Genomic DNA, 20618 nt, shown 5'->3' with positions numbered 1-20618 from the left:
GCTGTAAAATGCATTGTTAAATTAACGTTTAATTACATTTTATCATGTTTGATATTATGTATAAATAAGAATGGTGTTGGTCATGGATAAGATTACTTCTAATAGCCGGCAATTCAGTATTCGCACTTTTGCTAATTTGTTTGGATTAACTCCGGCGACTGTGCGGTATTATGAGAGTTTGGGGTTGATTTCTCCTCAGCGAGGTACGAATAAACGTCGGTATTTTACGCAGAAGGATGTTGAATGGATGCGGTTTGTGCTGCATTTGAAGAATACGGGTATGAGTATGGCGCAGTTGCAGCAGTATGTGTTTTTACGCAGTCAAGGAGATGAAACGATTTCAGAGCGCTTGGAATTATTATTGCAGACACGTGCGGCGTTTATGCAGCAGCAGGCTGAGCTGGAGCAACATGTACGGATTTTAAATGATAAGATTGACTGGTATCAGCAACGTAAGCGAGGTGCTTTGGGGGAGCAGGTAAGCTTTGCAGAATATTTAAGCAATATTGGCCATCATCTTTGAATGTTTGTTTGAATGAGGATGACGGGTAAAAAGCTGATTGTTGACTGGATGTATCGGAGTCTGATAGATAAAATTTTAAAAATTTAAATGGTTATAATAATAACTGATATTGTTTACCGTAATGATGTTAAGCCGTCACTGGCTGAAGCTACTGAGCTCTATAGTCACTGTACGTTGGGCGGGCGGCGGCCGATTGGTGATGAGGAGCGTTTTCAGTTGATGCTGGATAATGCTAACCTGATTATTACAGCATGGGACAAGGACAGGCTGGTGGGGATTGCACGTTGCCTAACTGATTTTGTTTATGTGACTTATCTGGCTGATCTGGCGGTGGACGAACGATATCAGAAGCAGGGAATCGGTAAACAATTGATTCGTGAAGTTCAGCAGCATACGCGTGCTGATGCGCAGGTTGTGTTGATTGCAGCGCCACAGGCAGTTGATTACTATGGGCATATTGGGTTTTCTGCTCATCCTTCGGCATGGACGTTGAATAAGCAGTTGAAATAATGTAAATACGTTTACTATGCTGTGGTCTGTGGGTGACGGCAGATAGTTTAGCTGGCGGGAATGGTTCTCTGAAATGTTTTATTTTTGATGATGTCTATCTGTTTTGTTACTGTATGGATATGCAAAATGGGTGAAGAGTAGTTTTAAATTAATCTGGATGGTTTGAGTTTATTTTTAGTTTTTTTGTATGCGCTGCTAGTTGATGAAATTAGGGTAATTCTGATGTGTGGCTGTTTATTTGGAGTTGGGTTTGCTGCAATTGGTCTGATTCTCATGATGGCAGGATAGGAATGAGCTGGCCAAGTCTGCGCAGCAGCCGCAGCAGGTAGCGACACCAAGTTGTGCTTGTAAGTCTGTCAGACTGCTTGCCCCGGCAGCGACAGTTTCTTTTATCTGGCGATCAGTGATGGCATTGCACAGACATACATACATGATTTTTTCCTTTGAGTGCAGCTTCTTTTTTTGTGGATAAAGATGATAGTGGATTTCATTATTATTATCAAGTAATGTGTGGCAATGAATTATTAATTCTGAATTTATTTGGACAGGTAAAATAAAGCCGACTTTAAAAGTCGGCTTTATTTTGGTTCACTGGAATAATCAGTTGTCGTGCGTATCCAGTGTATCTATTTCGGTATTGCTGTTTTCTTCTGCTTCAGCAATCCGCTCGAGGCTAACCAGTTTTTCGCCTTCATCGAGGTTGATGAGCTTGACGCCGGCAGCAGCACGGCCGGTGGCGCGTATCTGATCTACTTTGGTACGGATGAGTACGCCACCGCTGGTAATGAGCATCAGATCGTCGCTGTCGGCTACGAGGGTGGCGGCAACCATATCGCCATTTCGTTCGCCGGTATCGATGGCAATTACGCCCTGAGTACCACGGCCAGAGCGGCGGTAGTCGTCTACAATGGTGCGCTTACCATAACCATTGGCAGTGGCGGTGAGTACCAGTTTGTTGCCATCTTCTTCGGCATCGTAGGCCAATAAGCTGATCACCTGATTGTTTTCGGCCAGTTTCATGCCGCGTACACCGCGAGCGCTACGCCCCATTGGGCGGACGTTGTCTTCGCTGAAACGTACGGCTTTACCACCGTTGGAAAACAGCATGATATCGTGTTTGCCGGCAGTTTTAACGGCGCCGATAAGGTGGTCGCCTTCGTCGAGTCCGAGGGCAATAATGCCAGCGGTGCGCGGACGGGAGAAATCGATAAGCGGGGTTTTTTTAACGATACCCTGTTCGGTACACATGAAAACGTATTCGTTTTCGCTAAATTCACGTACCGGTAGTATGGTGTTGATTTTTTCGCCTTCTTCCAGCTGAATTACGTTGTTAACCGGACGTCCGCGGCTGTTGCGGCCGCCTTCAGGCAGCTTGTACACCTTTATCCAGTGGCATTTGCCTAGGCTGGTAAAGCACAGCAGATAATCATGGGTGTTGGCAACAAACAGGGTTTCGATAAAGTCTTCATCTTTGGTGGCAGTGGCCTGTTTGCCACGGCCGCCGCGTCGTTGTGCCTGATAATCGTCTGCCTGCTGAGTTTTGATGTAGCCGCCGTGGGTGAGGGTAACCACCATGTCGCGCTGCGGTATCAGGTCTTCATCAGCGATGTCGCCACCGAAAGCGTTGATTTCGCTGCGGCGCTCGTCTCCAAACTGTTGCTGAATGGCGGTCAGTTCGTCATGAATGATTTGGTTGATACGTGCTGGCTTGGCCAGTATATCAAGCAAATCTAGTATGTTATCGAGTACGCTTCTGTATTCTTCAACAATTTTATCCTGTTCTAGTCCGGTAAGGCGTTGCAGACGTAAATCCAGAATGGCTTGTGCCTGTGCATCAGACAGGAAGTAATCATTGCCAATTAGTCCGGTATTGTCGGGTGCATCCTCTGGTTTCACCAGCTGCACATCGATGTCGCTGCGAGCCAGCATGTCGGCTACGAGGCCGGAACGCCACGGACGTGAGGTTAAGGCTGCTTTGGCTTCAGGTGGTGTGGCAGAAGCTTTAATGAGGGCGATGATTTCGTCAACATTAGATAAAGCAACGGCCTGTCCTTCAAGGATGTGTCCACGTTCGCGAGCTTTGCGCAGGGCAAACAGGGTACGACGAGTAACGACTTCGCGACGGTGACGCAGGAATTCGCTCAGTATCTGTTTGAGATTGAGCAGTCGTGGCTGGCCGTCTACGAGCGCTACCATGTTGATGCCAAAGCTGTCTTGTAGCTGAGTTAATTTGTACAGCTGGTTAAGAACGACTTCGACGTTTTCGTTGCGTTTCAGCTCAATTACCACGCGCATGCCGGATTTATCGGATTCATCGCGCAAATCAGAGATGCCTTCAAGCACTTTGTTGTGTACGAGTTCGCCGATTTTTTCAACTAATCTGGCTTTATTGACCTGATAGGGGATTTCATCAATGATGATGGCTTCACGGTCGTCGTGCTTACCAATGGGCTCGATGTGGGTTTTGCCGCGCATGATGACGCGGCCGCGGCCTGTGCGGTAGCCCTCACGTACGCCGGAAAGGCCGTAGATGATGCCGCCGGTAGGAAAATCCGGTGCGGGAATCAGGTCGATCAGTTCGTCAACGCTGAGGTTTTCGTTGGCCAGCAAGGCTTTGGCGCCGCCAATTACTTCGTTGATGTTGTGAGGCGGGATGTTGGTGGCCATGCCAACGGCGATGCCCGATGAACCGTTCACCAATAAGGCTGGAATCCGGGTAGGCAGTACAGCCGGCTCGTTTTCGCTGCCGTCGTAGTTTGGAATAAAATCGACGGTTTCCTGATCGATATCAGCCAGTAGTTCGTGCGCAATTTTTGCCATGCGGATTTCGGTGTAACGCATGGCAGCGGCACTGTCGCCATCCACGGAACCAAAATTACCTTGTCCATCCACCAGCATGTAACGCATAGAGAAATCTTGTGCCATGCGGACGATGGTGTCGTAAACAGCGGTATCACCGTGCGGGTGGTATTTACCGATAACATCGCCGACGATACGTGCTGATTTTTTGTAGGCACGGTTCCAGTCGTTGTTGAGTTCGTGCATGGCGTAAAGAACGCGGCGGTGAACCGGTTTGAGGCCATCGCGTACATCGGGAAGGGCTCGTCCTACAATTACGCTCATGGCGTAATCGAGATAGGAACGGCGCATTTCTTCTTCTAGAGATACTGCTATGGTTTCTTTGGCAAAAAGTGCATCTGACATAATGGCTTTATTACTATAGAGAGCATTGTTTATTTTACCATAGCGGCTAATGGTTTCTGACTATTTTTCTTTTTGGAGTTGTTTTGCTGTAAAAAACCTTGTTGTTAAAGGGTTTAAAGATATGCCCACAATATTTGTGGATAAATCTGTGGAAAATGAAAGTCTGGCTTGCATAATTGCCTATAAATCAAGACTTGCATGGGCTTGCCTAAAAAATAAGCCTAAAATAAATTTCTTTTAAAATCATATATTTCGAAAATATGTTTGTAAAAATTAAAGCCATTCAGATTTTTTACAGACTTTAGCATGACTGGTTTAATTCATGTGGATAAAATCGTTTTGTCAAGTCTGTTTTTATCTTGACAGATGGGAAATTGGCGATTTTCTGCTATGGATCCGTACTTTGGGTAAGGATTTTTTAATGTGTAGTAAGAATCAATCTGCAAATACGCTTCCGGATGATTTGGTTGCTGAGGCGTGGGTATTTGTCCGAGTAATTGATAATTTTGGTGATGTGGGCGTGGGCTGGCGTTTAAGCTGTCTGCTGGCAGAGTATTTGTGTCTACGGGTGCGTCTGTGGATTGATGATGTGAAAGCTCTGGATACGCTGGTACCGGAGCGGGAAGGGTATTTGCCCCATGTAATGGTAGAAGTCTGGCAGGATGAGCAGCTGATGCAGCGACAGCTGGCTGAGGCTATTGATCCGGTATTGGTAATAGAAACTTTTGGTTGTACGTTACCTGACGCAGTGCGGGCACGAATGAGCCGGTGTCAGCCTTTGTGGCTAAACTGGGAATATCTGACGGCTGAAGACTGGGCGTTGGATTTGCATGCTATGCCGTCCTTACAGGCTGACGGACTGAAAAAGTACTTTTGGTTTATGGGTATGGATGCAGCCAGTGGCGGCCTGCTGCGTGAAAAAGATTATCTGACAAAACGTGCTGTATTTAGGCAGCAGCCACAGTTACAGCAGGCATTCCGACAACAGTATGGTTTGCCTGAGCAGCATAAAGGCCAGTTGTGGCTGGTATTTGCCTATGCTTCAGTGTGCTGGCCACAATGGTTGAACATGTGGCAGCAGGGTGGTACGCCGGTGACGTTGTGGCTGGCAGGTGGGCAGGTGGTGGAAAGTTTGCGTGCGGCTTCGATTGTACCGACAGATGCCTTGCGTGAAGATGGTGCCATATATGAGTTGGATAATGTCACATTGGTGCGTATTCCGTTTGTACCACAGGCGGCGTTTGATCAGCTACTGTGGCTGGCTGATGCGGCAATTGTGCGGGGTGAAGACAGTTTTGTGCGTGCTTTATGGGCCGGTTTACCTTTTTTCTGGCATATTTATCGGCAGAATGAGAATGAGAATGCGCATGTGCAAAAACTGCATGCTTTCTGGGCAAAGGCTACGACAAGATGGCCAGTAGAGCTGAAAAGGGCGTTTATGGCTTTGTCGGATGATTTAAATGGAGCTGGCAAGCTGGATGAGTTAAGCCGTGTGGTGGCGTGGCAGAATTTGTATGGCAATTGGCAAAGTTGGGTAAAAGCGGCAGCGGCGTGGTCTGAAATGCTGCATGCGCAGGACAATGCGCTTGAAAAACTAGCCAGATTCTGCCATCTTCCGCTAAAATGATGTACTTATTATTTGCTGAACATTTTTGGAAGTTAGATTAAAGATGAAAACCGCACAAGAATTGCGCCCGGGTAATGTATTTATGGTGGGCAATGATCCAATGGTGGTGCAGAAGTCCGAATACAATAAATCCGGTCGTAATGCTGCCGTGGTGAAAATGAAACTGAAAAATTTGCTGACTGGTGCTGCTACGGAAACGGTTTATAAAGCCGATGAGAAGTTTGATGTAGTGGTACTGGATCGTAAGCAGTGTACTTATAGCTATTTTGCTGACCCGATGTATGTGTTTATGGATGATGAATTCAATCAGTATGAAGTGGAAGCTGAAAACATTGGTGATGCCATCAAGTTTATTGTGGATGGCATGGAAGAAAAATGTGAAGTGACTTTCTATGACGGCCGTGCTATTTCAGTGGAGCTGCCAACTATTATCGTGCGTGAGGTGGAATACACGGAGCCTGCAGTAAAAGGTGATACTTCTGGTAAAGTGATGAAGAATGCCCGTTTGGTAGGTGGAGCTGAGATTCAGGTAGCTGCTTATATTGAAAATGGCGATAAGGTGGAAATCGATTCGCGTACTTTTGAATTCCGCAAACGCGCCTAACTGATTTTCTGGCTGGCAGGCTGTCTGGAGAAATTCAGGCAGCCTGTTTTATTGTTTACTGCGCGGTAACAGTCTGCTTGATGGCTGTGATGGTTTGCTGTCTTTTATTGTTTGTATTGTTTAAGTTTGTAGGTGAAAGATGTTGTTTGAACTGAATCTGCATGGACGTGGTGAATTGTGGGCTGAATGCCGCAGGTTGTTGCGTCTGGCGTTGCCGATTCTTGTGGCACAGGCAGCGCAGGTGGGTGTTGGGGTAGTGGATACGGTAATGGCTGGCCATGCCAGTGCCAATGATTTGGCTGGGGTGGCTCTGGGCTCGAATGTGTTCATTACGCTTTATATTACGTTTCTGGGGGTGATGACGGCTTTGCAGCCGATTCTGGCACAGTTGTATGGCGCCGGTAAAACCACAGAAATCGGTGAGCAGGGACGGCAAGGACTGTGGTTCGGTTTGTTTCTGGGCATATTGGGCATGTTGCTGCTGTGGGCGCTGATTAAGCCGATGCAGCACTGGCTGAATATGGGCACCTATGTGGATGGTGTATTTGGTCAGTTTGTGTTCTTTATTGCCTTGGGTATGCCGGCAGCGATGATTCATCGAGCTTTTTATGCATTTGCATCTTCTTTAAACCGACCAAAACCGATTATGGTGGTGAGCTTGATTGCGCTGCTGCTGAATATTCCACTGAATTATATTTTTGTTTATGGCAAGTATGGAATGCCGGAGCTGGGAGGGGCAGGCTGTGGTCTGGCTTCGGCTATTTGTTTTTGGTTTAATGCTATTGTGCTGGGCATTTATGTGGTTCGTCAGCGGTATTTTGCACCGTTTGCGCTGTTTGCTCGGTTTGAACGTCCGCGCTGGCGTGTACAGGCTTCGCTATTGAGATTGGGTATTCCGATTGGGATGTCGTTTTTCCTTGAAGTGAGCCTGTTTACATTTATCAGCTTGCTGATTGCGCGTTTTGGTGTAACTCAGGTGGCGGCTCAGCAGGTGGTAATCAGTATTACGTCGCTGATTTATATGTTGCCGCAAAGTGTTGGTATTGCGCTGGCGGTGTGTGTGGGACAGGCGGTAGGTGCGCGTAAATGGCAACGCGCCCGTTTTGTTTCTGGTGTGGGTCTGAGTATGGGACTGCTGGGTGCGTGCTTTACCGGTGTGCTGTTGTTATTGTTTCGGCACTTCTGGGTGGGTTTGTACACAGCTGATCAGGAGGTCGTATTGCTGGGCGGCACACTGCTGATTTTTGCGGCCGTTTTTCAGTTATCCGATGCTACGCAGACGATTGCTTCGTACGCCCTGCGCGGCTATAAGCTGACCAAGATTCCGATGCTGATTCATGCGTTTAGTTTTTGGGGTTTGGGTCTGGGTTTTGGATGTCTGTTTGGCTTGTATTTCGGTATGGCTTTGTATGGTTTCTGGCTGGCTTTGGTGCTAGCGCTAACCGGTGCTGCGGTGGCTCTGGTATGGTATTTGCACCGGCAGAGTGAGCGATTTGCGCTGATGCAGGCGAAAAAGGAATCATGATGGATGTGACAGAATATGCTGATTTACAGCCGCTGCATACTTTTGCGTTGCCGGTACGCGCACGCTGGTTGGTGTCTCTGACTGATGTTGAACAGTTGCCGAGAATCATGGCTTTACCCCAATTTGAACCCGAGCGCGTGCTATGGCTGGGCGGTGGGAGTAATATTCTATTCTGTGCTGATTATCCGGGACTAGTGGTGCGTGTAGCCAATCGTGGTATTAAGCTGGTGGCGGATGATGGAGACCGTGTAGTGGTTGAAGCAGCCGCGGGTGAAAACTGGCATGATTTTGTACAATATACGCTGGCTCAGGGTTGGTGCGGACTGGAGAATCTAAGCCTGATCCCCGGTACGGTGGGGGCAGCACCGGTACAGAATATTGGCGCCTACGGTGTTGAGGTGCAGTCGTGTATTGACGCGGTGCAGGTTTACGACTTTAAAACGAATGAGCTGTGCTGGCTTGACTGTGATGAGTGCGGTTTTGCTTATCGCGACAGTATTTTTAAACATGCTGAGAGACGTTATCTGATTGTGGCGGTGCGGTTTGTGCTATCGCATGTGTTTAAAGCGCAGCTGCGTTATGGTGATTTGGCACAGGTGGCGTCAGAACTGGCAGAGGGACAAGCTTTGACTGCCCGTATAGTGGCACAGGCTGTGTGCCATATCCGCAAGCAAAAGCTGCCTGACCCGCAGGTGCTTGGGAGTGCCGGCAGTTTCTTTAAAAATCCAGTTGTGCCAGCTACACTGGCTTCTAGCCTTTTGAAACAATATCCGTCTCTACCGCATTACCCGCAGCCGGACGGACAAGTGAAACTGGCAGCTGGCTGGCTGATAGATCAGTGTGGCCTGAAAGGATTTCAGTTGGGTGGTGCTGCGGTACACGAGCGGCAGGCGCTGGTTCTGGTAAATAAAGATCATGCCTCAGCCGCTGATGTGGTAGCGCTGTCTGAATATGTGCAGAATTGTGTGGCACAGCGTTTTCAGGTGCGGCTGGAGCCTGAGCCCATATGGCAGCCTCAGTAACGGCGACCAGTAGTCTGATAAAAATGCCGTTAGTATGATTTGTGCGGTAAGAGACAGCATAATCTGAAAGAAATGAATATGGTGAAAGAATCACGCCCTAATACTTATAATCGTATTATTGATGCTAGTCTGAAGCTGTTTAATGAGGAGGGTGAGCGCAACATCAGTACGAATCATATTGCTTCTTATTTGGGCATTAGCCCGGGCAATTTGTATTATCATTTTCGCAATAAAGATGAAATCATTATGCAGCTTTTTAAGCGCTATAGTGAGGAATTGCTGTGCTATCTGCAGCAGGTGGAGACGCCGCAGGATACGAATGCCATTAAGAATTATATGTTTGGTGTGTATGATGTAATGTGGCGATACCGTTTTTTATTTAGTGATTTGAATGCAATGCTGTCGCGAAGTGCTGAGCTTCTGGGTGAGCACAATAATTTTACCCGTGTAAGGGTGTCGCCGCTGCTGCAAAATTTGTTGCAGCAGCTGACAGATACCGGCTTTATTCAGACGGATGAAATTGCTCGTAAGGAAATGGCTGTAAATATCTGGCTAATTACAAAATATTGGTGTGATTATGACAGTGCGCTGTATGAACGTAAGCTAACTGAGGACTCTAAATACCGCGGTACTCATCAGACGTTGACTTTGCTTCGTCCGTATGTAGCGCCGGCCTATCGGGAAGAATTTAACCGGATGATGGCTGATTTGCGCAATCACATATAAAAAAAATCAACCCCATTCGGAAGAATGGGGTTGATTTTTTTATATTATCCGAAACTTAGTTTTAGTGTTTTATTTGCTGTGGCCAGTGAAATTTTTCAGAAGCATGAAACGGTTTCTGTTATTGGGGTTAGGAAGAGGTGATCGGGCGGCTGTCCCCCATTTTGATGCTTTCAAAACAATCGGGTAATAATCCATGCCGAACTCTGGCTGCGGCCAGTAGTTGGGGTGGTTCATCCAGCGGTTCATCGGCCAGTTCGAAAGCGCCCCAGTGCATGCCTATGGCCTGACGGCAACGCAGAATATTAAATATGGCTACAGCTTGTTCGGGATCAATGTGCTGATTATGCATAAACCAGCGAGGTGCATAGGCTCCGATCTGGATAGCTGCCATGTCTGTAGAGGTAAAGTGCTCGGCAATCTGGCGGAACATGATTTCACTGAAACCAGTGTCCCCACTGAAGTAAGTATTGCTGCCTTCAGGTGTTTGCATCATCCAGCCACACCATAAAGTGTGATTGCGGTCTAATAGGCTACGCTGGCTCCAGTGATGTGCCGGTACGGCGTGAAAGCGGATATTATGAATGTTTGTTTGTTCCCACCAGTCTAGTTCTGTTACGTTGTTAATGCCCAATTGCTGTAGTTTTCGTTTTAGTCCTAAGGGGACGACTGCATTGATATTGGGAAAACGTGCGGCCAGTTTACGAATACTGGCTGTGTCTAGGTGGTCGTAATGGTTGTGAGAAATGGCAATGACATCTATATGGGGTAGCTCGGCAATGCTTGCAGCTGGCTGTGTACGGCGTTTTGGTCCGGCAAAGGATACGGGCGATACCCGTTGCGAGAATACAGGGTCGGTAATAATCATGCATTGATTCAGGCGTATGAGCAATGTGGCATGACTAATCCACCATAGGCGATTACCGGAGAGGGTGAAATCTGGTGACTGCGTCCACTCACGGGCAAAATGTGCATAACCTTGCTGTGGTGGCTTGGGCAGATGGTGGATGTGTCTTTCTAAGCTCCAGCGATAGACGTCAAGCTGTTTGATGGTTGTTGGTTCTAAATTACAGAATCCGTAAGGTGTATGATGCGGTTTCTTTGGATTGTAGTAGGGATTTTTTCTTTTAAATAGCATTATTTGCCTTCTTTATGCCAGTCCAACACTGTTTGTACCATAATGCCCTTATTACAGGTAGAACTTAAATCAGTGCTTGCTCTGCTGGTGCCACAAGCACTGAAATAAATCGCGGCTTTAGGTGGTGAAAGTTATTGAGTGGACAGTATTCTGTTCATTTCATAAAAATCACCACTCATCTGTGACCATAGTTTTTGGCGTGTTTGATTAAATTGTTCTTCGCGAGCAAGCAGTTTACCTTCGGTATATGCGGTATATTTTTTGGGTACGTTTCCATCAAACCAGTAATATGTCTGTGATGAAGTTGTTTTTGCACGGTAGTTGCGATTTAGGGCGTACAGGCCTCTGGTGTGTACTTCAGCCATCATTTCTGCTTCATTTACAGTTTTGACACTATATTTTTTGAAATAGAAATCTTTATACACATCTTGATTGACCATATTACCGTGTTCATCTGCCACCTGTTTTGATCCTACACGCAGATTTTCATGGAGGTTTTGGGTTTCAATATTTTCTTTATACTGTTGAAACTGGCCGCGGTTCATGCTTACATCAATCACCAAATTGGCGGCACTGGCATTATCGACAAAACTAACATAATTTTTTTGTAATGCGGAACGGATGTTATCAGCCAGATAGCTGTTGCCGCGGACGAAAATTTGTATTTGTCCTTTTTGCGCATACATACTTGCCAGTTTGGTGGAATTTTTATAGGTATTACCATATGGGCTGTATACTTCGCTGGCAGCACGATATAAGGTAGCAGCTTCGCGATATTCACTCAGACGCTTTGCGCGGCGAATTATGGTTTGTGCCTGCTGGTAATGGTTTTCTGCTTCAATGGTGCGCCATTTTTTTTCATAAATATCTGCTTGTTTGGCGCTGTCTTTATAATTGCCTAAAGGCAGATACACTTCGTGTGCTTTGCGAAAATTTGTGGCAGCCTGTTTATAATTACGTTCACGTATATCAGCCTGTGCGTCTGTGTAAAATTCCTGTGCCGCAGTTTTATAATACATATTTTGATTATCTTCAGCACGTTTAAAAATATCTTGATAATTGAAATACTCATAGCCCTGCCGATATAATTTTGCTTTGCGCAGATAATCATCACTGTATTTAGGAATAATAGCGTTGGCTTGCTGATAAAACTGTTGAGCCAGGGATTCTTTTATTCCGTTTAAAGTGTATAGACTTAGATATTTTTCTATAAATGGGCTATAGCTTTTATCTTCGAGCTCGGTTTTTAGTGTCAGTAATAGCTGATAATTTTTAATCCGTTTATTATAATCAGATGGTGTAGCTTGCTGGATATTTTTCTGAGCCATGGCGATCAGTTCTGCTACTGTTGTTTGTAAGTACTGAATGTCTTTATCTTTCCATGGTTTATTTTTCTGTTGCAGCTTTTTGCTTTTTGCATTGAAGTTATTAGCCAGAATTTTTACTCCCCCGATATAATCACCGGATTTAAATTTATCTTCCGGTTTTACAGATACTACACAGCTTGCCAATATCAGACACAGAAAAGCCAATAGTATTTTTCTCATTTATTTCTTTCCTCGGCTACGTAAACAAAAAAAGATACGATATAAAATCAGCATATTAACATTATCAATACAGAAGCGTAAGGAATTATAAGTCTACCAATTATGCAAATTTGAAATGATACTGATATGCTTTTATTCTATTTGTCTGGCTATTGCTGTGTAGTGAATGGAAAGCTCTAAGCACCCTGACTTTTTTCAACGCTTTTTTAGGAGAAAAAATATTTTCTTAATAGATCTGACTAGCTTTGGATAATTGAACAGGAATGATGTAAGAAAACCTGAACTGGCTGTTAACAATTCAGGTTTTTTTTGACCAGTTAGCCAGATTCGATGCCTTGATTTTCAGAAGTTTTGTTGCTGGCTGTTGTTTCAGTTTAGTTTCGTGGCGTATATGCGTAGACGGTGCTGTTTTGCCAAGCGCCTATATAGTAGCGATTCTGGTGATAGGCTAATGCCACAGCTCCTGGTATTGAGGTAACTAAAGTGTTTACGGTTTTTGTTTTGACATTTACTGTACGCACCATGTCAGCTCCGTTGTCAATCACAGCAACGACGTTTGGAGAAACGGTAACAATGCCTACGCCTGGACGGTTGAATTCTTGACCCAATTCTGTCTGGCTGCCATCTGGTGAGATTAGGGTGAGGCGACCGCTATACTGGGAAACAACTAAGCTGTTATCCGGTAATTGGGTGACGCCCACTGGTGTGGTTAAACCCCGGGCAATGATTTCTTTGCGGCCGCTGTTTAAATCCAGTGATACGATTTCTCCAGTGGAACGGTTGGTAACCAACAATTTGCCAGTATTGGAAAAAGCAATACCTGTAGGGGTATGGTAGCCATCTGAAATTTTTTCAGCTTTACCTTTGGCATTGATTTTTAAAATGTAATCTCCATCGTAGGATGATACATAGATATTATCTTGTGCATCAATCACAATACCAGCTGGTGCTTCAATATCGGCATAAATAGTATCACGTTTGCCGTTGGTGTTTATTTTAGTGATTGAGTTACCTGACCAGTTTGTAACGTACATTGCGCCTTTAGTGTCGAAGGCAATTCCTGTGGGGGCATTGAAAGAAGAGCTAATGGTCGTTAATCCTTCAGTGGTGCGTGCGCTGGTTTGCTCGGTTGTTAATCTGGCCATATTATTCCTTCCGTATAAATATAGTGTGCATAATGTAAGAAAAACAAAAGCCATTGCATAGAAAAATTTTTTTTTCAACATGTGTACCCTAGTGTGAGCTGAATGAATAGTGGATGGGCAGTATTTTATTAAAGTGCGTAAAGATTCGGCTGTTATCAGTGTTTTCCATCAGGCAGTTGATCATTGCTTTTCAGTCCGAAGTGCATCATTCTGTTTTTGTCTGACGGTAGAGTCTGTTTTGATTATTTAGTTTTTAATGTCTCCTATGGTTTATGTGAATAAATAATTTAAAGATGCGATTGCTGAATAAAGCGTACTTAAAAATCAGGAAATACAGAAATACGAAATTAGCGATATGAAATAAATATCAGGGATTGGAAGCGCATTGTGCCGGAAGAGCATATATAAAAGTTCGACTGGTCAACACAGTATTAGGCATAGCTATGCTGGCAGTTTGTACAGTTTGCTTGGTTCTAAAGTGCTGTTGTCGCGATAGTTGTGTTACTGCTGCCATGCCTGATAAATCAAGTGTTATTATGCTTATGATGTATATTCGGCTGACTTATGTTTTTTCATGCAAAAATTGATGTATCTCGGTATGCAGTGCAGCGAAGTAAATTATAATCGTTAGCGATAAAATAAATGCGGCGTTTGCTGCTGGTGTTAGTTCAACGAAAGGGATTTTTATGTCGCAATTTTTGCTGGTGCCTACTGGATCACAGGCTGGTTTGACCGGTGTGGGTCTGGGTGTGGCGCAGATATTTTTACAAGCCGGACAGGTGCCGCTGTACTATAAACCAGTTACCGCAAGTACAGCTGCGGATAATACCGTTGCACTGGTGCAGGCGGTATTGCAGCAAACTTTGCCTGAACCACAGTCGCTGAATGCTTTGGATGAGCGGGTATATCAGGGACAAGCAGATGATGCTGTGGAAGAGTTTGTTGCTGCTTTTCATCAGCTGGCTGAGGCAAAACATGATGTGGTGGTGATTGAAGGTGCGGTTCCGGAAGCGGGTCGCACTTATCTGCCGGCACAAAATGTGAAAATCGCGGCAGCGCTGAATGCACGGGTAATTCTTGTGGCAGCGATTGCAAATCGTACTCCTGCTTTGGTTGCAGCGCAGTTGTTGCTGGCTGCGCATGATTATGCGCATGGCCACACAGAAATCAGTGGCTTTATTCTGACTGCTGATGCCGGGCATGCTCCTGCAGCTGGGTTTGCTGCCGAGGTACAGTCTGAACTGACCGCACATGGCTGCAAAATTGATTGTCTGGGTGTGGTAACTGCTCTTCCGGCTGAAATTGATGTGGCTCAGGCTAAGGATGTAGCCAGTGCAGTGGCTGCGCAATTGAATGCTCAGCTATTGAGTGCAGCACAGGCTAAACCATTGACAGAGCATCTTGCGCCGGCAGCATTTCGCTTTCAGATGATGGCCCGTGCCCGTGCGGCCAATAAACGTATTGTGCTGCCGGAGGGCAGTGAACCGCGCACGGTTGCCGCAGCGGCCATTTGTGAAAATAAAGGAATTGCGCGCTGTGTGTTGCTGGCTAAAAAAGAAGAAGTGGAAGCAGTAGCACGGGAAAAAAATATTCAATTACCGGCTTCACTGGAAATCATTGATCCAGACACAATCCGTGAACGCTATGTTGCACCGATGGTAGAACTGAGAAAAAGCAAAGGTCTGACACCTGAACAGGCCACTGAGCAATTGCAGGATACGGTAGTGTTGGGCACGATGATGCTGGCAACCGGTGATGTGGATGGTCTGGTGTCTGGCGCAGTACATACTACGGCCAATACCATTCGTCCGGCTCTGCAATTAATCAAAACAGCTCCGGGTGCCAGTCTGGTATCCAGCGTATTCTTTATGCTGATGCCGGATCAGGTGCTGGTATATGGTGACTGTGCTGTTAATCCGAATCCTACTGCCGAGCAGCTGGCAGATATTGCCATTCAGTCTGCCGATTCTGCTAAAGCATTTGGTATTGAGCCTAAAGTGGCGATGATTTCTTATTCTACCGGTTCATCCGGCAGTGGTGCTGATGTGGAGACGGTGACAGCAGCTACTAAGTTGGCACAGCAAAAACGTCCTGATCTGCATATTGATGGGCCATTGCAATATGATGCGGCCAGTGTGCCTAGTGTGGGCAGACAGAAGGCGCCGGACAGCAAGGTTGCCGGGCAGGCTACTGTGTTTGTATTCCCGGACTTAAATACCGGTAATACTACTTATAAGGCTGTGCAACGCAGTGCGCATGTGCTGAGTGTGGGGCCGATGTTGCAGGGTCTGAATAAACCGGTAAACGATTTGTCGCGTGGTGCACTAATTGAAGATATTGTGTATACCATTGCTTTAACGGCTATTCAGGCAGTACAGATGGGCTAACCCATATTATTCTTCGGCAGATTATTACTGCTGATAGACAGGCAGATGATATGACAATCATCTGCCTGTTTTGTATTTTATGGCAATAAAATTAATTATTTTATTTTTTATAAGCAATTTAAAATTAAATATTTATAATAAATGGGATGATTATTGTCTTTTGATACGATAACTTTACGAACTATTGCCAAATCAGTGTTAATAAATTACAGTCTGTAACTGGACATAACGTCTGATAAAATAGCCAAGAATACAAAGGGATAATCTTAAATTAGAGGTATTATGCAGTAATATACTCGCCTGCAGTTTTTTTGCAGGCGGTTTATTTTTTCAGGGCTTAAAACACTATTGCGATATTGGCTGGCTGTTGAAAGCATGAGGCCTTGTCTTTTTTTATGTTTTGTTGTTTTCAACCTTGGATTGAGTCTTTCGGGGAGATAACGATGAAACTTATTGCATTCATCGCGCTGGTACCTGAGTGGATCAGCGTATCTTTTTATGTTTTATTTCTGTAAAATAATTCTCAAATTAAAGTAATGTTTTTACAATAATATTTAACTTGATATTTTGTGTGATTGAAACGGCTAGGATTAATGTGTTTTGTTTAGCCAGTGCCTGTGATGCTCTTTAATTTATTCTGCTAACGATGGACGAAATAAATTAGGTTTGAGTAGGTTTTGGCTATTGGTCTGTGTTGAAGATAGGTTTTGTCAATCTGGACTAGTTGCAGTGATATCAGGATAAGATTATTTTTTTAACGTTAGTTTGATATGCGGTTTGTGCGGTTTGATTTCTTTTGCTGATGGCTGGTTAGAAGCGGTAATTTGTTTGCGTTGTGTTTCAGACAGCAAGCCGGACCAATCACCCTCAAGATACCATTGTGCACCGAAATCCTCGCACGGATGCGGAATGCGGATACTACCATTGCCGCATTGTAAATCATCGGCACGACAGTATTTATCACAGCCCCAGCAGATTCGTTCGGGGTGTTTAGGATGCAGGGGGAAAACCTTGGCCATGGTAAAGTCTATTGTTGAGGTATATCTGCGGTTATACCCGCTGAAGCCGGTTTGTTCAAGCGGGGGAAGACTGGGTGCGGTGTAATGTTTTGTCGGAAAAATATTTTTGCCAAAACAAACTATGCTTGATTCAGGAACAGATAAAAATTCAGTTTAATATGACAGGTGCGCAATGAAACAATATGATGTTGCAGTTTTGGGTGGTGGGTTGCTGGGACGTCTGACTGCGTGGTTACTGGCAGAACAGGGCCCTAAAGTGGTGCTGTTCAATGCCGGTAATCGAAATGGAGAAGGCAGCGCTGCATTTGCGGCGGCAGCGATGCTGGCGCCTACAGCTGAAGCGGTAGAAGCCACGCCGTTGGTGGTTCAGTTGGGATATTCCAGTTTGCCAATCTGGCGTAAGTGGGTGGATACATTTCCAACTCCGGTATTCATGCAGCAGAATGGATCATTAATTGTCTGGCATCCGCAGGATCGAGAGCTGGCTCAGCAGTTTACACGAGATTTGCAACGGGCTCATCAGGATAGCAGTCGCTGTCAGCATTGGCACAGTCAGCAAATTGATGAACAAGAACCGCAGCTGGCTGGCCGTTTTCAGCAAGGACTGTTTTTACCAACAGAAGGCCAGTTGGATAATCGTCAGACACTGCTGGCACTGGCAGATATGCTTGAGCGCCGGCAGGTAACCTGTTATTGGGAACGCGAAAGTGAGCCGGCTGAATGTGCAAAATTGGCTGAATGGACGCTGGATTGTCGTGGTTTTGGAGGTAAAAAAAGCTGGAACAATCAGGCAAGTAGCCGTCTGCGTGGTGTTCGGGGAGAAGTGCTGCGTATTCATGCTCCAGATGTGACGCTTCACCGGCCGGTACGGGTGCTGCATCCACGCTATCCTATTTATATTGCGCCGAAACAGAACCATTTGTTTGTAATTGGTGCTACTCAGATTGAAAGTGAAGATGACAGCCCGCTGAGTGTGCGTAGCGGGCTGGAGCTCATGTCTGCTCTGCATTGCGTTCATCCGGCTTTTGGTGAAGCACGAATTTTGGAAAGTCTGGCGCAGCTACGCCCGACACTTAATCATGAAAATCCGGAAATACGCTATGATGTACAAAATCGTTTGGTAGCTGTTAATGGATTGTTTAGGCATGGGTTTATGATTTCACCTACTGTCAGTCTGGCTACTATGCGGGTTATGCAGGCGTTGATGCAACAGCAGCCACTTCCAGATGCAGACGCGCGCTATGACATAGACGTTGTGCCGGTAAGCCAGAATGGAGAATCAGTAAAATGAAATTATGCGTTAATGATGAGGTAATAGAGTTTGATGGCCGCACGCTAAGTGAGCTGGTTGTGCATATTAATCCTGAAACACCGTTTGCAGTGGCCGTAAACACTGCTTTTGTTGCCCGTAAGGAATATGGTGGCTATGTCTTGCAGGAGCAGGATAAAGTGGACATTGTGAGTCCGGTAGTGGGCGGTTAGTACGGTAGCAAAATGGTTGTAGGCAAACCCTGTATGCATACAGGGTTTTTTGTTGCTCGTCTTTGCCCGTGCTGGCTAAAGCTGAAGTGGGTGTTCTGTTCACTTTTAAATAAAGCAGTAAATTTCAGGCTAAATATTCCATAAAAGTAATCGTATTTTATTTTTCAGTAATATCAATATGCTGATTAATCTTCAAGGCTGATATAATAATTGATATTGTCATATATACGGTTTTGGATAACGCAGAAGGGTAAATTTGCTTGATTTTGCCTTTAATCTACATTTACACTTGCGCCCCTGTTTTACATGAATAATACAAATCAATAGTTGTTGTTAACATATCAAAAGGGCGTTAATTATGTCTAATCTGTTTGCTCGTACCGAACCGGCCAGCCGCAGTTTTGGGGTGGCTTTTTTTGCCGGTATTATGGGGGGGCTGATTTCGGCTTTTGTGAAATCTGGTACCGAAGGTATCATGCCACCGCGCACACCAGACCGTGTGCCGCCTCCGATTCAGATGATTCAGGATATGGGTATTGATATTCACAATATGGTTTACACTTATTCCGAACAAGTAGTGAACTGGGGTGGCAGTCTGATACACATCCTGTTTTCTATTGTCTGGGCTGTCATTTACTGCATGGCAGCAGAAATTTTTCCTAAAGTAAAATTATGGCAGGGAATGGCCTTTGGTATTGGGGTAACTATTTTGTTCCACGGTATTATGCTGCCAGTTATGAATTTGTCGCCTGCTCCGTGGAATCTGCCGTTTGATGAGCTCTTTTCTGAGCTGATTGGTACCTTGCTGTGGATGTGGACTATTGAAATTTTCCGCCGCGATTTGCGTAACCGTCTGACTAAAAAACCAGACCCAGAATTTCAGTAGACTAGAGTAATGATGGCCGGATGCTGAATTTCTTGATATTCCGGCTATCAGCAGAGATAGTTTTTTGTTTTTGCCCATGTTTATCCATATAATGAAGTGTCAGTGTGACGCTTGATACTGGATAAGTGTCATGGGCATTTTTATATTTGTGTCTGACCTCTGCTCTGTTGTGCGGTTTATTTCCAAGCTTGATTATTTTATTCATAATGAATTATGAAAATAAGATAAATACTCAATCTACTGCCTGCTTTTTCATTTTGTACTAACTGATTTTTCCTATTAATTGAAATCAGATGCAAAGATATTGTTCTGGTTATAAAATCTAGTCTTTCTTCTTCTGGACAGTGCTTGGCGGCTGTTTGGACAATATTCGATATTACTGTTTTGCGGAAAGAGAGCTGATGGCTTTACAACTATATAATGAGCAGTTTGAAAGTCGTTTGCTGCTGGGAACCGCTGCTTATCCCAATCCGGAAATACTGCGGGCAGCAGTTAGAAAATCTCAGCCGGCAATGATAACAGTGGCTTTGCGCCGGCAGGGTGCTACTTCGGCAGAGCATGGTCAGGGTCTGTGGGGATTACTACAGGAACTAGATTTGCCTATTTTGCCTAATACAGCCGGCTGCCTGAGTGTGCAAGAGGCAGTAACAACAGCGCAGATGGCACGCGAAGTTTTTGCCACAGACTGGATTAAGCTGGAGCTGATTGGCGATGACCATACTTTACAGCCGGACGTGTTTCAGTTGGTACAGGCGGCAGATATCCTGATTAAAGATGGCTTTAAGGTATTGCCCTATTGTACGGAAGATCTGATAGCTTGCCGCCGTTTACTTGATGCCGGCTGTCAGGCTTTGATGCCCTGGGCAGCACCGATTGGCACCGGACTGGGACCCGTGCATGAATATGCCCTGCATGTGCTGCGTGAACATTTACCTGATACTCCATTACTTGTGGATGCGGGGCTGGGATTGCCTTCACATGCGGCAGCTGTAATGGAATGGGGTTTTGATGGGGTGCTGCTGAATACTGCCGTTTCACGCAGTGGTGCTCCGGTGTTGATGGCAGAAGCTTTTGCTCAGGCGGTAAAGGCCGGCAGACTGGCTTATGAAGCGACGCCGGTTGTACCGCGGCATAATGCACAGGCTTCTACGCCACAACTAGGTCAACCTTTCTGGCATTATCCTGACTATAACGATTAAAAATAAAGTGTGTACGCACGTTATTTTATTATTCTGTCCTGTTTTGGTGTAGTGGCTGCATTAAAACAGGACAGATT

At 45.4% G+C, this 20618-nt stretch carries 18 protein-coding genes; 12 read left to right on the top strand and 6 right to left on the bottom strand.

What is annotated here, in order from left to right:
- The first annotated feature begins 82 nt into the window (after positions 1-82).
- Together J3U67_RS04005 and J3U67_RS04000 are read left to right on the top strand one after the other, a co-directional pair.
- Positions 83-523 carry a MerR family transcriptional regulator gene (locus J3U67_RS04005; protein ID WP_267403927.1) on the top strand — a complete coding sequence of 147 codons (441 nt, stop codon included), beginning with the start codon at positions 83-85 and terminating at the stop codon, positions 521-523.
- An 87-nt stretch (positions 524-610) separates the two neighbouring features.
- On the top strand, positions 611-1033 hold the full coding sequence (locus J3U67_RS04000) for a GNAT family N-acetyltransferase (protein WP_267403925.1): 423 nt from the start codon (positions 611-613) through the stop codon (positions 1031-1033).
- 234 nt (positions 1034-1267) lie between these two features.
- Here the strand turns inward: J3U67_RS04000 and J3U67_RS03995 are convergent, their stop codons facing one another.
- Together J3U67_RS03995 and gyrA are read right to left on the bottom strand one after the other, a co-directional pair.
- The gene (locus J3U67_RS03995; protein ID WP_100140779.1) at positions 1268-1465 is read right to left on the bottom strand and encodes a (2Fe-2S)-binding protein; all 198 of its coding nucleotides are present in this window, start codon (positions 1463-1465) and stop codon (positions 1268-1270) included.
- A 168-nt stretch (positions 1466-1633) separates the two neighbouring features.
- The gene (gene gyrA, locus J3U67_RS03990) at positions 1634-4237 is read right to left on the bottom strand and encodes a DNA gyrase subunit A (protein ID WP_267403923.1); all 2604 of its coding nucleotides are present in this window, start codon (positions 4235-4237) and stop codon (positions 1634-1636) included.
- A gap of 421 nt (positions 4238-4658) precedes the next feature.
- Between gyrA and earP the strand changes: the two genes are divergently transcribed.
- The 5 genes from earP to J3U67_RS03965 all read left to right on the top strand — a co-directional run bounded on the left by earP (position 4659) and on the right by J3U67_RS03965 (position 9741).
- The gene (earP, locus tag J3U67_RS03985; protein ID WP_267403921.1) at positions 4659-5864 is read left to right on the top strand and encodes an elongation factor P maturation arginine rhamnosyltransferase EarP; all 1206 of its coding nucleotides are present in this window, start codon (positions 4659-4661) and stop codon (positions 5862-5864) included.
- A gap of 43 nt (positions 5865-5907) precedes the next feature.
- The gene (efp, locus tag J3U67_RS03980) at positions 5908-6468 is read left to right on the top strand and encodes an elongation factor P (RefSeq protein WP_025331610.1); all 561 of its coding nucleotides are present in this window, start codon (positions 5908-5910) and stop codon (positions 6466-6468) included.
- A gap of 139 nt (positions 6469-6607) precedes the next feature.
- Positions 6608-7993 carry an MATE family efflux transporter gene (locus J3U67_RS03975; RefSeq protein ID WP_267403919.1) on the top strand — a complete coding sequence of 462 codons (1386 nt, stop codon included), beginning with the start codon at positions 6608-6610 and terminating at the stop codon, positions 7991-7993.
- Positions 7990-9015 carry a UDP-N-acetylmuramate dehydrogenase gene (gene murB, locus J3U67_RS03970; protein ID WP_416384673.1) on the top strand — a complete coding sequence of 342 codons (1026 nt, stop codon included), beginning with the start codon at positions 7990-7992 and terminating at the stop codon, positions 9013-9015. The genes J3U67_RS03975 and murB overlap by 4 nt, the downstream gene beginning before the upstream one ends.
- Before the next feature lie 72 nt (positions 9016-9087).
- The gene (locus J3U67_RS03965; protein ID WP_100140773.1) at positions 9088-9741 is read left to right on the top strand and encodes a TetR/AcrR family transcriptional regulator; all 654 of its coding nucleotides are present in this window, start codon (positions 9088-9090) and stop codon (positions 9739-9741) included.
- Positions 9742-9868: 127 nt separating this feature from the next.
- Here the strand turns inward: J3U67_RS03965 and J3U67_RS03960 are convergent, their stop codons facing one another.
- The 3 genes from J3U67_RS03960 to J3U67_RS03950 all read right to left on the bottom strand — a co-directional run bounded on the left by J3U67_RS03960 (position 9869) and on the right by J3U67_RS03950 (position 13568).
- Entirely contained in the window at positions 9869-10876 is a 1008-nt protein-coding gene (locus tag J3U67_RS03960) for an MBL fold metallo-hydrolase (RefSeq protein WP_267403917.1), read from the bottom strand.
- Between the two features lie 131 nt (positions 10877-11007).
- Positions 11008-12423, bottom strand: coding sequence for a hypothetical protein (locus J3U67_RS03955; RefSeq protein ID WP_267403915.1), 1416 nt, complete (start codon positions 12421-12423; stop codon positions 11008-11010).
- Between the two features lie 374 nt (positions 12424-12797).
- Positions 12798-13568, bottom strand: a complete 771-nt coding sequence (locus tag J3U67_RS03950) for a serine/threonine protein kinase (protein ID WP_267391536.1) — start codon at positions 13566-13568, stop codon at positions 12798-12800.
- Between the two features lie 686 nt (positions 13569-14254).
- Between J3U67_RS03950 and pta the strand changes: the two genes are divergently transcribed.
- Positions 14255-15955 carry a phosphate acetyltransferase gene (pta, locus tag J3U67_RS03945; protein WP_267403913.1) on the top strand — a complete coding sequence of 567 codons (1701 nt, stop codon included), beginning with the start codon at positions 14255-14257 and terminating at the stop codon, positions 15953-15955.
- A 746-nt stretch (positions 15956-16701) separates the two neighbouring features.
- Here pta and J3U67_RS03940 read toward each other — a convergent pair.
- A complete protein-coding gene (locus tag J3U67_RS03940) occupies positions 16702-16974 on the bottom strand; it encodes a DUF3079 domain-containing protein (RefSeq protein WP_100140768.1) in 273 nt (90 codons plus the stop codon).
- Between the two features lie 172 nt (positions 16975-17146).
- Here J3U67_RS03940 and J3U67_RS03935 point away from each other — a divergent pair, with 172 nt between their 5' ends.
- The 4 genes from J3U67_RS03935 (at position 17147) to J3U67_RS03920 (ending at position 20541) form a co-directional block, all read left to right on the top strand.
- Positions 17147-18265 (top strand): FAD-dependent oxidoreductase, encoded by a 1119-nt coding sequence (locus J3U67_RS03935; protein ID WP_267403910.1) that lies wholly within the window; start codon positions 17147-17149, stop codon positions 18263-18265.
- Positions 18262-18456: a sulfur carrier protein ThiS gene (gene thiS, locus J3U67_RS03930; protein WP_267403908.1), complete on the top strand. Its 195-nt coding sequence runs from the start codon at positions 18262-18264 to the stop codon at positions 18454-18456. The genes J3U67_RS03935 and thiS overlap by 4 nt, the downstream gene beginning before the upstream one ends.
- A 358-nt stretch (positions 18457-18814) precedes the next feature.
- On the top strand, positions 18815-19342 hold the full coding sequence (locus tag J3U67_RS03925; RefSeq protein WP_267391540.1) for a YagU family protein: 528 nt from the start codon (positions 18815-18817) through the stop codon (positions 19340-19342).
- Positions 19343-19743: 401 nt separating this feature from the next.
- Positions 19744-20541 carry a thiazole synthase gene (locus J3U67_RS03920; protein ID WP_100156521.1) on the top strand — a complete coding sequence of 266 codons (798 nt, stop codon included), beginning with the start codon at positions 19744-19746 and terminating at the stop codon, positions 20539-20541.
- Positions 20542-20618 lie beyond the last annotated feature (77 nt).

It is taken from the genome of Snodgrassella sp. B3837, assembly GCF_026535955.1.
Classification (GTDB): Bacteria; Pseudomonadota; Gammaproteobacteria; order Burkholderiales; family Neisseriaceae; genus Snodgrassella; species Snodgrassella alvi_E.
Note: the sequence above shows the minus strand (reverse complement) of the source record. Positions and strands in the feature narration are given on the sequence as shown.

Coding starts and splice junctions, on each gene's coding strand:
- J3U67_RS03925 (WP_267391540.1), top strand. CDS start 18,815: ATGTCTAATCTGTTTGCTCGTACCGAACCGGCCAGCCGCAGTTTTGGG.
- J3U67_RS03950 (WP_267391536.1), bottom strand. CDS start 13,568: ATGGCCAGATTAACAACCGAGCAAACCAGCGCACGCACCACTGAAGGA.
- J3U67_RS03975 (WP_267403919.1), top strand. CDS start 6,608: ATGTTGTTTGAACTGAATCTGCATGGACGTGGTGAATTGTGGGCTGAA.
- J3U67_RS04000 (WP_267403925.1), top strand. CDS start 611: ATGGTTATAATAATAACTGATATTGTTTACCGTAATGATGTTAAGCCG.
- J3U67_RS04005 (WP_267403927.1), top strand. CDS start 83: ATGGATAAGATTACTTCTAATAGCCGGCAATTCAGTATTCGCACTTTT.
- efp (WP_025331610.1), top strand. CDS start 5,908: ATGAAAACCGCACAAGAATTGCGCCCGGGTAATGTATTTATGGTGGGC.
- J3U67_RS03935 (WP_267403910.1), top strand. CDS start 17,147: ATGAAACAATATGATGTTGCAGTTTTGGGTGGTGGGTTGCTGGGACGT.
- murB (WP_416384673.1), top strand. CDS start 7,990: ATGATGGATGTGACAGAATATGCTGATTTACAGCCGCTGCATACTTTT.
- J3U67_RS03995 (WP_100140779.1), bottom strand. CDS start 1,465: ATGTATGTATGTCTGTGCAATGCCATCACTGATCGCCAGATAAAAGAA.
- thiS (WP_267403908.1), top strand. CDS start 18,262: ATGAAATTATGCGTTAATGATGAGGTAATAGAGTTTGATGGCCGCACG.
- J3U67_RS03965 (WP_100140773.1), top strand. CDS start 9,088: ATGAATATGGTGAAAGAATCACGCCCTAATACTTATAATCGTATTATT.
- J3U67_RS03940 (WP_100140768.1), bottom strand. CDS start 16,974: ATGGCCAAGGTTTTCCCCCTGCATCCTAAACACCCCGAACGAATCTGC.
- J3U67_RS03920 (WP_100156521.1), top strand. CDS start 19,744: ATGGCTTTACAACTATATAATGAGCAGTTTGAAAGTCGTTTGCTGCTG.
- pta (WP_267403913.1), top strand. CDS start 14,255: ATGTCGCAATTTTTGCTGGTGCCTACTGGATCACAGGCTGGTTTGACC.
- J3U67_RS03955 (WP_267403915.1), bottom strand. CDS start 12,423: ATGAGAAAAATACTATTGGCTTTTCTGTGTCTGATATTGGCAAGCTGT.
- earP (WP_267403921.1), top strand. CDS start 4,659: ATGTGTAGTAAGAATCAATCTGCAAATACGCTTCCGGATGATTTGGTT.
- J3U67_RS03960 (WP_267403917.1), bottom strand. CDS start 10,876: ATGCTATTTAAAAGAAAAAATCCCTACTACAATCCAAAGAAACCGCAT.
- gyrA (WP_267403923.1), bottom strand. CDS start 4,237: ATGTCAGATGCACTTTTTGCCAAAGAAACCATAGCAGTATCTCTAGAA.